Genomic DNA, 13,071 nt, shown 5'->3' with positions numbered 1-13,071 from the left:
TCGGAGGGAAGCGCTGGCTTCTCCCGCACCTTCGTACAATTTTTGCCCGTCATGCCCAGCGCCGTCTTGTCGAGCCGTTCTGTGGCGGCCTTGCGATCACGTTAGGGTTACAGCCAGAAGATGCCCTTCTCAATGACATCATTGGCATACTTTACATGCATAAGAATGACGTCATACTGATAAGCGTCATAATTTGAGAACACACGATTTACGGCACCGGAGACATCCTCAAAACTAGGTGTGAAATCGGGCAGATTCGGGTTGCCGCCATTATCCAACATTATTCTCGCAACTTCGAGATCTGCCAGATACCGAATCTCGATACCTTGTAAATCCGATCTCGCTGTACGTAAGCGCTCCAATGTTTGAATCGCTTCGCTGTGGCGATTAGCAGTTTCCTCTAACAGCGCACGATAGCCCATGCAGTAAGTGTAGGCATCAGACGTAGGTTCGGCGGTCAATTCGGTAGTAAGTCGCTGAATAGCACGCAATGCCCCGTCGAGATCTTGTCTCTCCTGGCTCGCTTGGAACTCGCGGAAATATTCCAACAGACTTGGCGAAAGTGATTCCGCTATGTACTCTGGTTCTCTGACGATACGGATTATTTCGCCTGCAAAGTTTGTTGCTCGTGCAAGTTGCGCCCAGAATACGCCTCCTAGTAGAAGGCAAATAGACACGAACTTGATGCTTGATGCTAAGCGAGATTTCATCGACAGCTCTATAGCTCACTTGTTGGGCGCATGAGCATGCTTTAAGGAAGTTCAGCAGTAGTGTTGGAAGTCGGTTCTGCGGTATTAGTAATACCCGCCTTGGAACGTGCTTCATTCACAATATTGCCGAGTACAGTTGGATGCATGTCGTTACAAGTGGTGCCCACAAGTCGCTCGACCAGCGCGACGGCTTCGGAGGATGCTTGCCAAGTTATGCTCAATAACGCCGCTTCACGTAGTCCCGCAATGATGCGTTCGCGCTGAGAAGCTTCCATAGTCATGATTTGGGTTCCGGCAACTTGAAAATCAGCACGGCTATCCCAATACGCTCCTGAAGACCAGTTTTCGAGTTGGCGTAAAAGGCTTGAATTCTTAATGCGGCCCAAGTACATAATGCCTGTACGAAGCACATCCAGTCTTTGCTCCAACGTTGTACCCTCTGGAAGGCTGCTGGGTAAGGGTGCCTCGATAAACTTTGTTAGTTCAGTCTGTGCCGCGTCCGTACCAAGTTCTGTCAATGCCCAAACCGTCAGACGGCGCGCGTAAAAATCGGAACTCTCATCTCTCAGCACGCTTAGGAGCGCCGTCTCGGTGTTCGAATCGCGCCCAAATACAGCAAAGAAAGACTCCGTTGCACTGGGAAATTCACACGGCGGTTGGGCGATCCGAGTTAGTTCTTCCAAGAAAGCGTCGCTTTTTATGGAATCAAACGTAGAATCTGCGGTTGCATTTGCGATGAAAAGGGTCAAGGAAACGCAGATCGACAAGATGTATACATTTAAAGAAACCTCATGTCTTCCGCGAAGAACATAATGTGACGTGCTCATGACAGCGCCTCCTTTTGGGCTAAGTTGATAGCAATTGTGAACTCTCTCATGAAATATGCAGCTAAAACATGCTAGAACACTGGGTAGACGTAAATTCGCCCGCACCAGAGGGAGTTTGCATTATGTTTGGAGCAGGTACATGTCCAAGACCACCTTCAGTATGCCCAAATTCGTGTGCAATCGTCGAATTTGAGGCTGCCACTTTGATAATGGCGTTTCGGGCGTGGTATGCGGTCATTGCACAACCGGAATAACTTCCTGGCATGCCGCCGCAGGTATTAATTGTTGTCACCCACTTTATTTTTGCCCCACTACCTACTGCGAACACGGCATCTTTCTCGCCGTCATTGTCAATCACGTCCAAGCCGTCACCTGCTGTTCCAAAGCTGGCGAGACTTCCAGAAGGTTGAAGGCCAATGCAACAGTGTATATCCGCTGTTCCGGTGTGGCCATCATTATCCATCAAGTAAAAATCGCTGCTTGCACTCTTGAATTTAGCGGTAAGGTCGCCGGGCGAGGACGCATCAACATGTTTATGGTTCGCAAAGCTTGTGAGTGGTGGCGTGCTTATCGTAATCGTCTCAGTGTCAGTATGAACGCTGCCTTCGTCCACGTGCGAAGCCTCATCCCTGCTTACGGTGACAGTTCCGCTAGTGCCCCATATTGCGGGATCAGTCTTGTACCACTGCTTGTTTTCAAGGGTGCCGGTTGCTGGGCCATCCTTGGATAAGGATCCTGTTGATGTCCACGTGAAAACGACATCACTATTGTCCACGTCTGCACCGCACCGTGAGGAGGTAGAACATGCGGGGCTGCACCCAGTGGTTCGCTTAACGTCACAGTCGCCACCTCCGCTTGCGACCAATTCACTCGATGCTCCAGGACACAAGGACACTGGAGCCGTTAATGTCACCGCAGCATATGCAGATCCTGAATCCCCATTCACCGGTATAGGGTCTGTGGCGCAATCTGGTGAGCCTGTAACGTCACCCAAGGCAGGGGCAACTGCCAGAAGGGATAGGACGCCGACGGAGAGAAGGGTTAATCCCCTTAGGATAAAGTGGAATTGCTGGCGATACTCTGTCTTCGTCTTAAGTTCCTGCAACTGACACATAGTTACGTCTTCCTCCTAAGTCGGGACCTTGCAACCTTACATCTGGAGCAGTATTACACAATAATTTTTGCTTGTCAAGTAGATGTGGTTATGGTACTCTGTTGGTGGAAACCGAAGCAGAGTTTTGCTCGCTTGCCCCCCCTTGCGGCGCATCGTGCCTCATGTCCATGCCGTTTACAGAGGTTTGGTGCTTTTGAGATCAAATTCTTTCGTTTTTCTTGAGTTCCGGTGTTCCGAACACTGTTGCAGGAGTGGTCGTTTCCGTGCCGCTAGAATTAATAGAATCTATACCGATCCTTCTGCTTGAGGGAACACCAGAAGAAATGGGGCACGAGCATGGCCGCTTGCTGAAGAATGAGATCGGGCTCCTAGTGGATGGTTTTGTGCGACGAAGTAACGAGATATTCGGGGTTCCTTATCATTTCCTCCTTGAGCAATCAGCCAGATGCGCGAATTTCATACCGTCGATGTACCTGGAAGAGATGCGTGCCATTGCCGAGGGATGCGAGGTCCCGTATGCCGACATTCTTGCGCTGAACTGCATCGCGGATGTCGATGGCTGTTACATGGGAGCCTTGCATCAATGTTGCAATTTTGTGTTACTTCCAAGCGTTACTAGAGGTCGGCTTATACACGGAAGAAACCTTGATTTTCCGTTGGGTCGCGACATCCATGCAAGGGTGGGCATTTGCATAGCTCGGAGTCCGGCTTCGGAGACGCTGCTTCCAACAATATCGCCGACAATTGTGGGGATGGTTGGGACGTACACGGGAATGAGTGCTGCTAGGCTTTCGCTCTCTGAAGTCAGCACCCCGGCGAGCGATTGCGACATTGAGGGGGTACCGATTTCGATTGTGCTTCGAATGGTCCTGGAAAAGGCACGAAACCTCGCCGATGCTTTGGAAATAGTCAAGAATGTGCCCCGTACCTGTGGGTATAATCTTGCGCTCGCTGACGGAAAGAGCGGGGAGGCCGGTGCGATTGAGTTCACCCGAAGTTTGTGTGCCTGGAGGTCGGCGCGGAGAGGGACGCTCATTGTTGACGATTGTTGCCAGTGCCCACAGACTGCGCGAAATAGACTTACCTATTCAGCAGGAACCTTTCGATACGCGCGAATGCGCACCTTGATAGAGGAACATCGAGGAGCGCTGTGCGCGGAGGCCGCGCTTCGATTTCTGCGTGACAAATACGACGGAGCGACAGGCCGCGAGAATGGGAAGAGCTATAATTGTATATGCAACCATCACACGATTCAGAGTGTCTTGATGTTTCCGGCGGAGATGAGCCTTGCTGTTGCCCATGAGATGATTCCAGCGCCAGACGGGGAATACAGACTAATTGACATGTCTAGTATTTGGGCGCAATATCATGAGTAGTTTTTTGTTTCGTTTGCAATTGCACTGGCATTCCGATCTCTTTCTTCGGCGGTTCCACGGTAACTGGGCCTTTTCACCAATGTCTACAGGGATGATAGAATATCCAGATGGAGCATAGTGTGCCTTTGCCAGCCAGAGATCACGACAAAGCTCGACGGGCAGTCGAAGAAGCCTGGCGACATGACCGTAAGACAATGCTGAAGCGGGTTACTGGTCGAAGCATGTCGCCAACACTTCCCCCAGGCTCAGAGGTAGAAATTCGCTATGCGCTCGATCCGAAGCCCAAGTTCGGAGAGGTCATCTGTTTTCGTCGCGGCTGTGCGAGAGTGCTACATCGCTTCATCTTGCGTTTTGGCCCCGTATGTGTCGAAAAAGGGGATGCTAATCGCTGGCCTGGTATTTGTCTTTATCGCGATATCCTTGGCATTATGGCCGCTCGCTAAATGCCACGCATAATGTCTTGCGTTGACACATGAAGTTGAGTGGAGAGGATACAGATGCTTCAGCCCAAACGACTACCTAGACGAAGAGCGGACGTGAGTGTTCATGAATTTGGTGAGGATGGGGCCTTGTACGATGCCGCCGGAGGTCTAGTGCACGTTTTGAACGACTCTGCCTTTTTCATTTGGCAGAAATGTGATGGGATGACAACTGTCGAGGACTTGTTGGAGCAGATGCTTCAGCGATACGGGCAGGTTCCACGCGAGCGTTTAGAGTTGGACATCCAAGTTACACTCGAAAAACTCTACAGCTTGGGCGTTTGCATGCGCGGCTTAGAATAGATGGAGGTGCTTCTGAAGCGTCTTGACAACTTGCCCTGCCAGTACCGCAGTAGTGGGAGAGGCGATGGATTTCGCTTGACATCAATTGCATATTAGGCTACAATTCCGCAAACTTTGGAGGAATTTGTCATGAAGAACCCATACGAAATGCCGACTATCGAGACCTATTCGGAAGCCGATTTTGCCAGCGAGCCGGTTGTTGCCCTCTGTACATGATGAGGGCGGAGAGAATTTGGTTACGCTAATTTCCTACGCGGAAATTGGAGTTCATGGGCTATTTTCTTCTCCCTTTCGATGTCTTCACGACCGTGTACTGGAGCATTTTCAAACGCTGCCCCGTACTTCGATTGATGGCGTCCAAGCGCAATGGCAACTGCAAGTGCGCGAACAACGGGCCGGCAAGTTTAAAGCTGAGCTGGCTTCAAACACCGCATTGCTGGTTCTGCAAAGGGAATGGCCGGGATTAGAGCATCTCATTGAACTTCTCATCGTTAAGTCCGCTTCAAATTTGAGATTCATCCACGCATCCTGTGTCGCTGTTCTCCTTCAGCCTTTTGTGGCGGCAGATGCATGGCGGAAAAGCCAACGGCTGGGATCAGTACGACAAACGGAAGGCCGAGTGAGCACCCCGAGGCCGACGAGGAGGGGATCTCATCGACAAGACGGCAAAGACCACCATACTGCGAGAAGAAATTCCGGTACTGGGTCCAACTGGTTCACAGAACTTTCCAAGGCATGACGATTGTTTCGTCTATGCCTCAACCGGGGACATTGGAATTGTCTCCATACCCCAGGGGCAAGCGGATCAGTATGGGCTGGATTGCGGTTTCGTTGCGGTAATGCTCCTGTCCCAAAAGGATGGCCTGCTTTTTCAGGCGCTGCCGCGCCGCTCGGCGGAGCGTTGTGCCCCAAAAGGCGGACTGAAATTATTCCGCCCACTTGCCGCTCGCCCAAAAGACAACACCCAAAGGAGTAAGTAAAATAAGGGTATAGCGAGCTTTTTGAGAGTCATTGCGTACCCCCCTTATTAGTAAGTGTAGGGCTTGCGATGGATCGGGGCTAGAAGGCATTTTGTGTTGTGGGCGGCACCTAATCAAGGCGAATGTGGCCATAGGCCACCCTGGCTTGATAATTTCAGATGTTGCTTTGTCAATGGTTTTACCATAGACGCATTTTGATAGTTTTCTGTTTCTTACTCTTTTTCGTGCTCGATCAGGCAAAACACTACAGATAGTGTCGGCAAACTAATCCGCCCCCACCCGAAGCGCTCTCTTGGGTGCAAAAAAGCACCCACAAGAGGGCAGCAATTGTTATCCACATCCCAATCTAGAAGTCCATAAGATATTGGGATACAATGGCTTATGGATAGTTGCGAAAGTGACGAGGGGAAAATACTTGACATTTGCATCGTTGTTCTTTAAAAAGCGCACAGTGAAAGCACATACATGCTCAGCATGTATCTTAAGGGAGGCTCTTTACTTCTACAGCGTCGCATGGTATTCTCTAGGGTTTTAACTTCAGGATTTCCGCAAAAGGAGGCCGTGCATGGCAACGGTTCCAGATGCGTCAAAGACGCCTCTAACCTTCGAAATCGACCAAAATGTCTCCGATGACGACATTGAAACGATAGCATGTGAGCTTGACGCGGAAATCGAAGAGTTGGAGGAATCGCGGGATTAACATTGGATCTTTGACACACGAACTCATTATTTTTGTCGGGGAGATGCCTTGATGCAGCGTTTTTGGGGGTGGTTCGGGCCAATAGTCAACAACTTGAGCGCCGTAATATCGATCATGGTGGCAGTTGGAGCTGTCTGGGCCAAATCACAACCCGACGCTCGCATTGGCATATTTTTTCTTGGACTACTCGCAGTTCTTTTTTTCATCGTCATGGTCTATCAGCAGTTTCGTTACTCGAGAAAAGCACGGTATGTGGAATCACTCCAAATGCTGACGGCCGCTTTCCTTGATGCACAGGACGCCTCACCCGAAGCGATGGCAAATTCCGAGCCGATTACCTCGATTACAAATCTCATCGCCGAAGCATTCACTGTTTTGACAGGCACCCAGTGTGCAGCATGTGTCAAATTTGTTCAGCCCACTGCTGAAAGCTCAGATCTAGAGTTTGTCACATTGTGTCGGAGCACACACTCGAAAGATCGAGATGCCGCACATGGTAGAGTGAGGCACTCACTTCAGAAAAATAGTGCATTACTTTGGATTTTTGAGCATGTTGGCCAACCTGAAATGGAAGTCTTTTTCGAAGACGACTTGCCAGGACGACCGCATTATGAAAATACCTCGTTCGAGGTATATGGTAAACCAAAAGAAGATCGGCCAATGTTTCTTAATCCGTTGCGGCGTCGGATGACTTGGAGATTACCATACCAAAGTGTCATCCTGTCGCCGATAGTGCCGCGTTTGAGCGGCGAGAAAGAGAAAATTGTCGGATTTCTTGCCGTAGATAGTCGGTCCCGAAAAGCATTTTATCGACGTTACGATATTCAATTGGTAAGAAGCTTGGCTGCTGCTCTACACCCGTTGGTATACGAATGGCTGTCAAAAAAATATCCCAAGCAGGAGAATCTCAATGACAAAAAAGGATGAGTCGTCGCTCCATTGCGAACGCGTCGATGACCGGACATTTAAGGTCATAAGCGAGAACGCTCAGGGGCATCGAGTTGAATCACTGGTGATGGTTGCACCTCCGGGTACACCTTCTCCGGTTCAGGTAGAGAGACGCATTACGCGCCCTCCAGGGCTATTCCAGCGTGTATTTCGGCACAAGATTGCTTGATTGCGCTGGGCAATTCGCAACCTTTGCTTGAGTGATATCCGTCATTCAAGCATTTTTTATAAATAGAGATCACAGCCATCCCATCATTATTCAATGGATGGGATAGCTGTGCAATAAAACATAGATGCGAATTGCGACAAAATTATTGACCCCGGCAAGCTGCATCCAGATTCCGGTAACTATCGTTGGGGAGAACCTCAATTTTAAAGCGACAAACTTGGAATCAATTATACTGCGCCAAGCGAAATGGTTGCTTCAAGTAAAGACGGTATTAGCCATGCTCGAAATAGGGCTTTTATATCCTAACGAGGATAAAAACTCTAAGCGCGCCTATAACGAAATGCATGCTAGCATTAAAGAGCTTGAGTTATATGGACAGCTCGATAAGAATCTACACAAGGCGGCATTGCGACTGGATGATAGACTGAGAACTCAGTCGTTAGATTGGATTCCCCTTCTTTCCTTTTTAATAGAAAGAATGAGAATATCTTTGGGGGAAATGCGGGATATTCTTGGAGAAGTTGATGAACTTGCAAGCGTTTTCGGGAAATCAGAAAAGCTGACCTATTACGAGAACGTCCTTTGTGTCGATATGGTGACGTCAAATGCTCAACGGGGTGCGAACTGGAGCAGGCTCCGAGGGATTCTACATGCGATTCGTATGAAAGCCCGTAGACAGTCAAAAAACGGACGCACGGCAATTATAGCCGAAATTCCTCCAGGAGAGACGGTGGTTTCGCATGGCGCTTGGATCTGCGCTACAGGACCTCTTGCGCGAGTTTGGCTTACCAGAATGGCGATTCAGGCGATTGAAGAGCTTGGTTCGGATATTGTAGTTCGGTGTGTACTGTTTTCAAGTCTACCAAGTAATGGCCGGTTAGTTAGAAGCGATCGTTCAACAAGCTATCTCGGGCCAACGTTTTGGGAGAGGGCACGCATATTCCTTGATGCTAAACTCGGTTATGCGAAAGCGACCGCCTTGATGTTGGTATCTGGTACTGTAGACGGTGATATCAAGGGCATTGAACGGGAAGTTCGTATCGAGCTTGGCAAACGCATTTTTCGAGCGTCTGAGCTCGAGAGGCATTCTATCGGGGCGCTAGTTCCCCATATGATCGATCTAGTTCAATTCGAAGTATCCCCTAAGAGCACGAAAAGGGTTCATGAAATGCCGAGACGACCAAAGGTTGACGTTGGAATTCTAACTGTAGTTCCAGATGAAATGTATATGGTAAGGAATTGGTTGAAAGAAAGAGGTGGGTTTGGAGAAGCCGCTGGCTCACGTTCGACGCGAAAGTATTCCGAAGGATTTGGAAGGTTGCCTGCTGGCGAATCATTTAGTGTAGCCGCCGTGCGTGCCCTTGAGCAAGGCAATAGGTCGATAATGCCAGCGTATCGTGATCTGGCAGAAGAGTTTGCCCCAAAGGTTATGGTATTAGTTGGAATCGCCGGATCTATACACAAGGATGTGAGCATAGGTGACGTTGTCGTGGCAGATGATATTTTTTATTATGATAAACGCGTCGTGACTAAGCAAGGCACTCAGCATAGATTATTGCCGTATAATTTAAATCCTATAGTGAGAAACGCTATTAATTCCGTCTTTGATAATTCGGGTGATATCTGTTGTCTCAATTCCAACGCTAATGATGATTCGACAAAGTTTCGATTGCATTTTGGACCCATTGGCACTGGGGAAGCCGTGATCAGGTACCGAGAGGCGGAGGAGCGAGTGTGGCTAAATGGCGTAAATGATAAGACGTTGGCTCTTGAAACTGAGGCAGGCGGTGTCGCACAACAATTTGTCGAAGATCAGCTACACTATGGATATAGACCCCAAGCCTATCTTATAGTGCGGGGGGTGAGTGACCATGCAGATTGCGAAAAAGATGATAAATTCCGGCAAATTGCCACGGGAAATGCCTTATACGCATTAGAGCATATTCTTTCTCCAATGCTACCATTGCTGGAATAGGCCTGAACTCAACCAATAAGGGAGCTGCTCTTTGCCTGAACAGCTCCCGATGACCCATCGTTCTAAGTACTGTGCGTAAGCGCACCCGCGGCATCGGTATACATCGGCGACAAGGTCTATGCTCCGTACATCCTTAGCTAGCGGTCCGGGGCGACCACCCCATTCGCCAGTTATCACATGAATTCTGTTCAATGCGATTTCTGACTTTCCTCTCACGAAAGGCCACCGCGTGATTTTCCGCGATGGAAAAACACACAATGTAATAGTAGCATGTGGGCAAATTCTTGCAAGCCTCTGTAGCCCGCAGCTTCGATCTCAAAGTGCAACGATTCCCGCCTGAAAAGCTGCGCTGGGGTGCTGTAAACGAGTTTCTTACTGGGATGCTAACTTAGCCTGTCGACGTAGACCTTTGAATCGGCCTGAAGGCGCTGTATCTTTTCCTGGACCTGCCGGTCAATTATTTCGCTGCGGACACACTTTACCGGGCAGCCCTTCGTGTGACAGCGGTAATAGGTGTGGCCTTTCTTGATCTCGCCGATGAGGTGGTTACGGCAAGAGGCGCAGCGGAGAAGCTTGCGGTAGACCAATGAAGGCGACTTCACCTTTCGCCTCATCCGGCCATTTAGGATTGCCCCGACGCGGCGGAAAAGATCGTCCGGGATGAACGGTTCATGCAGGCCTGCGAAAACCTCACCGCTTTTTCCAAGAACCATCTGGCCGCAATAGAAACGGTTGCGCAGTATCCGCGCCAGGGCGTTGTTGGAAACGGAATGTCCAGTACTGTTGCGTAAGCCGCGACTGAAGCACTCGGCGGAAAGCTGTCGGAGGGTGAATTCACCAGCGGCGTAGAGCTCGAAAGCGCGCCGAACAAGCGGGGCCGTCTCCGGGCACCAGGTTTTTACCTTGCCCCGTCCATTGTTGAGGTATCCCAACGGCGCACCCAAAGGATACAACCCTTGGTTGAGTCGACCGTAGAATCCTTTCCGGGCTTCCTCTTTCAGGTTGCGTACATAGTCGGCAGCAACCACCGCTTGAATGTCTGCCGATAGGCGACCCGAGCGGGAACTGAGGTCTACTGAGTCAGCGACGAACCGCACTTCTATTCCATGATCAATGAGTTCACCCAGGGCGGCCCAGTCTTTGAGATTGCGGGCACCCCGATCTATTTTATGGATGATGACGCCGGTAGCTTGGCCTTTTCTGAGCCGGGTCAGCATTTGAGTGAACAGGGGACGACCAGCTTTGGCGGCTGTTACTGTTTCTTCAATCCACTCTGAAATCATAATGTTGTGACGGGCTGCGTAATACTCGATGCTCCGACGCTGAGCCGCCAGCGAGGAACCTTGCTCGCCCTGGCGCGGGGTGGAGACGCGGATGTAGGCGAAGTACACAGGCTTACCGGTCATTGTCCGGCGTATTGAGGGAACGCTGGTAAATCTGGATGACCAGGGCGAGGTAGGCTTGTAGGGCCAGACCCGAATATTCGTTAAAATTGTTTTTCATTGTCTTTTTATTGAACTAATTGTTGAAATATAGCATCACTCGCTACATTGGAATCTGGATTGCAGCAGTATTGCGATTTGCGTCTCGCGAGAGTATGCTATGTCAATGAATGCGAAAAAAGTCAAGACTAACAAATACTCTGTCTACATGATCAAGCCGGAGTTCCAAACACTGGATGAGATTGTCCAGAGTAGCAAGAATTCGATTGAGATCGATGGAGTTGGGCACTTTGTCTCTGCTTCAGTGCCTCCCAAAACTCCGAGCTGGGTCAAAGACTTTTTTGGTGATGCTATAAGCCTAGACCGGCCCCTCTTAAACGCCAGCTCGAAGGGGCTTTTGATTGTACCTATTTCGAGACACGGGAAGGCGACGTATTTTGCAGTGGTGTTTGGATTTGGTCGACACCTCTTACGGCCCGGTGTGCTTGAAGAGCGTTTCGGTTTAAAGACGGTTCTCAATTCACTTGATGCGGCAAGTTTTCGCAAGATCGATAAGACGACGCTAGGATCGGTACCGAAACACAGCCAGGAACAAATGAGCCGGAATGTTGCCGCAACTGATTTCGGAATCGATATTGAGCAAGACCTGGTTAGCTCAGTAACCGGAAAGTCACGTGACCCTCTTCTCGGGGGCATTATCACGGGGAAAGATGCACTAAGTGGGTCGGCAAAGGTTAATGTCGGAAACATCGTGGAATTTCTAACTCATTGCCTGGAACGCTATACGAGCGAAGACTATAAGAAAGATTTTGATTGGATTGATCAGATTGCCGAAGTTCGTGACAAGAAAATCGAAGAAGAACTGAATCTTGTGCTGGTTGACAAACTAAATACTCGGACACTAGACAAAGTGTGGATGGCTGTTCCCGAAGTCATTGAGTGGTCCGACGTAAAAGGCTTTCGCTACGCCCGTCAAAAGAGCAACGATTTGCACGACGATTTAGACGTACCAGCTTGCTTGGAGACGCTACCCAGTCCAGTGACGTTGGAGCGACTTAAGCACTCTGCAATATTTCGCATATCCATGGCCACAGACGATGTTGTCGAGCGGTGGACCGTTTTTCAGTGTATGTATGCTGAGGTTGAGTTACGGGATGATGTTTACATTCTGAACAACGCAAAGTGGTATCGAATTGCAAAGGGATTCACCGAGCAGGTGCAGGAACACTTTGATGCTGTCAGGCGATCGGATATTGACCTGCCGGTATGCACCGTGACCAGGGAAGGTGACTACACACCCATCGCAGCCGCGGCTTTGAAAGGCGCTTGTTGTATGGATGGCGAATTAATCATGCACGGCGGTGGCCATAGCAGTGTGGAGTTTTGTGACATTTATACCGGGGAAAATAAACTCCTACATATAAAACGGTATGGCGGATCTAACGTATTAAGTCACCTGTTTTCCCAAGGGGTCGTCTCTGCCGAGCTTTTTGTCAGCGACGCGGATTTCCGCCAGAAGCTGAATGTAAAGTTACCGGTCGGCCATAAACTGGCTGATCCCTCTGCCGCCCCGAATGCGAAGGACTATGAGGTAATCTATGGCATTATTAGTGAGTCAGACAAACCGTTAGATATCCCGTTTTTCAGTAAGGTGAGTCTGAAAAATGCACGCCGTCGACTGAGTATGTACGGTTACCAGGTGGGAATTAAGCAGATTAAGAAAGCTGTAAACTAGCTTTGTTGCCTCCCGTGCCAACTTCACCCCTCTTTCTTTTCCGTCTCACCTCGCCTAAACTGTTTCCATATGCCCGGCTCCAACATCAACACCTCCAACAACCGTGTCAAAAAAGTTCGAGTCGTGGTCAGTAATGGGGCACAAATAAGCGAAGCGTAATTTGTGCGCATGGAGAAAGTGAACTACTTCACTTTCGTCAGGACGAGAAAGACTTTTCTCTGTTTATGAGCCGATAGGCGAGTAAACCAGAAAAGTACCCGCGACGGTAGTCGAGAGTTCTGGCATTAACTCGGTAGAAAATCTTAAGTCGCGG

At 49.5% G+C, this 13,071-nt stretch carries 10 protein-coding genes; 6 read left to right on the top strand and 4 right to left on the bottom strand.

Annotated elements, in window-relative coordinates; all coding sequences use genetic code 11:
- Positions 1 to 197 (top strand): DNA adenine methylase (locus K8Q91_03780; GenBank protein MCE9629087.1); only part of this gene is annotated, 197 nt, incomplete at its 5' end.
- Here K8Q91_03780 and K8Q91_03775 read toward each other — a convergent pair.
- The 3 genes from K8Q91_03775 to K8Q91_03765 form a co-directional block, all read right to left on the bottom strand.
- Positions 108 to 710, bottom strand: coding sequence for a hypothetical protein (locus tag K8Q91_03775; GenBank protein MCE9629086.1), 603 nt, complete (start codon positions 708 to 710; stop codon positions 108 to 110). The genes K8Q91_03780 and K8Q91_03775 overlap by 90 nt on opposite strands.
- Positions 711 to 751: 41 nt before the next feature.
- A complete protein-coding gene (locus K8Q91_03770; protein ID MCE9629085.1) occupies positions 752 to 1,537 on the bottom strand; it encodes a hypothetical protein in 786 nt (261 codons plus the stop codon).
- 61 nt (positions 1,538 to 1,598) lie between these two features.
- The gene (locus K8Q91_03765; GenBank protein MCE9629084.1) at positions 1,599 to 2,312 is read right to left on the bottom strand and encodes a hypothetical protein; all 714 of its coding nucleotides are present in this window, start codon (positions 2,310 to 2,312) and stop codon (positions 1,599 to 1,601) included.
- Between the two features lie 557 nt (positions 2,313 to 2,869).
- Here K8Q91_03765 and K8Q91_03760 point away from each other — a divergent pair.
- The 4 genes from K8Q91_03760 (at position 2,870) to K8Q91_03745 (ending at position 9,581) form a co-directional block, all read left to right on the top strand.
- A complete protein-coding gene (locus K8Q91_03760; protein ID MCE9629083.1) occupies positions 2,870 to 4,027 on the top strand; it encodes a hypothetical protein in 1,158 nt (385 codons plus the stop codon).
- A gap of 536 nt (positions 4,028 to 4,563) precedes the next feature.
- Positions 4,564 to 4,809: a PqqD family protein gene (locus K8Q91_03755; GenBank protein MCE9629082.1), complete on the top strand. Its 246-nt coding sequence runs from the start codon at positions 4,564 to 4,566 to the stop codon at positions 4,807 to 4,809.
- 1,794 nt (positions 4,810 to 6,603) lie between these two features.
- On the top strand, positions 6,604 to 7,416 hold the full coding sequence (locus K8Q91_03750) for a hypothetical protein (protein MCE9629081.1): 813 nt from the start codon (positions 6,604 to 6,606) through the stop codon (positions 7,414 to 7,416).
- A gap of 314 nt (positions 7,417 to 7,730) precedes the next feature.
- Positions 7,731 to 9,581: a hypothetical protein gene (locus tag K8Q91_03745; protein MCE9629080.1), complete on the top strand. Its 1,851-nt coding sequence runs from the start codon at positions 7,731 to 7,733 to the stop codon at positions 9,579 to 9,581.
- 383 nt (positions 9,582 to 9,964) lie between these two features.
- Here K8Q91_03745 and K8Q91_03740 read toward each other — a convergent pair whose 3' ends face one another.
- Entirely contained in the window at positions 9,965 to 10,987 is a 1,023-nt protein-coding gene (locus K8Q91_03740) for a recombinase family protein (protein MCE9629079.1), read from the bottom strand.
- A gap of 202 nt (positions 10,988 to 11,189) precedes the next feature.
- Here K8Q91_03740 and K8Q91_03735 point away from each other — a divergent pair, with 202 nt between their 5' ends.
- Positions 11,190 to 12,758: a TIGR04141 family sporadically distributed protein gene (locus tag K8Q91_03735; protein ID MCE9629078.1), complete on the top strand. Its 1,569-nt coding sequence runs from the start codon at positions 11,190 to 11,192 to the stop codon at positions 12,756 to 12,758.
- The last annotated feature ends 313 nt before the right edge of the window (positions 12,759 to 13,071 follow it).

The organism is Candidatus Vogelbacteria bacterium, assembly GCA_021414225.1.
In the GTDB taxonomy this organism is placed as follows: Bacteria; Patescibacteriota; Minisyncoccia; order Phycocordibacterales; family XYD1-FULL-46-19; genus JAIOOX01.
The sequence above is the reverse complement of the archived record's forward strand: the minus strand, read 5'-3'. Positions and strand labels throughout refer to the sequence as shown.

What these genes read in the sequence shown, in the direction of transcription:
- K8Q91_03775 (MCE9629086.1), bottom strand. Translation starts at nt 710, where the DNA reads ATGAAATCTCGCTTAGCATCAAGCATCAAGTTCGTGTCTATTTGCCTT.
- K8Q91_03770 (MCE9629085.1), bottom strand. Translation starts at nt 1,537, where the DNA reads ATGAGCACGTCACATTATGTTCTTCGCGGAAGACATGAGGTTTCTTTA.
- K8Q91_03750 (MCE9629081.1), top strand. Translation starts at nt 6,604, where the DNA reads ATGGTGGCAGTTGGAGCTGTCTGGGCCAAATCACAACCCGACGCTCGC.
- K8Q91_03745 (MCE9629080.1), top strand. Translation starts at nt 7,731, where the DNA reads ATGCGAATTGCGACAAAATTATTGACCCCGGCAAGCTGCATCCAGATT.
- K8Q91_03740 (MCE9629079.1), bottom strand. Translation starts at nt 10,987, where the DNA reads ATGACCGGTAAGCCTGTGTACTTCGCCTACATCCGCGTCTCCACCCCG.
- K8Q91_03735 (MCE9629078.1), top strand. Translation starts at nt 11,190, where the DNA reads ATGAATGCGAAAAAAGTCAAGACTAACAAATACTCTGTCTACATGATC.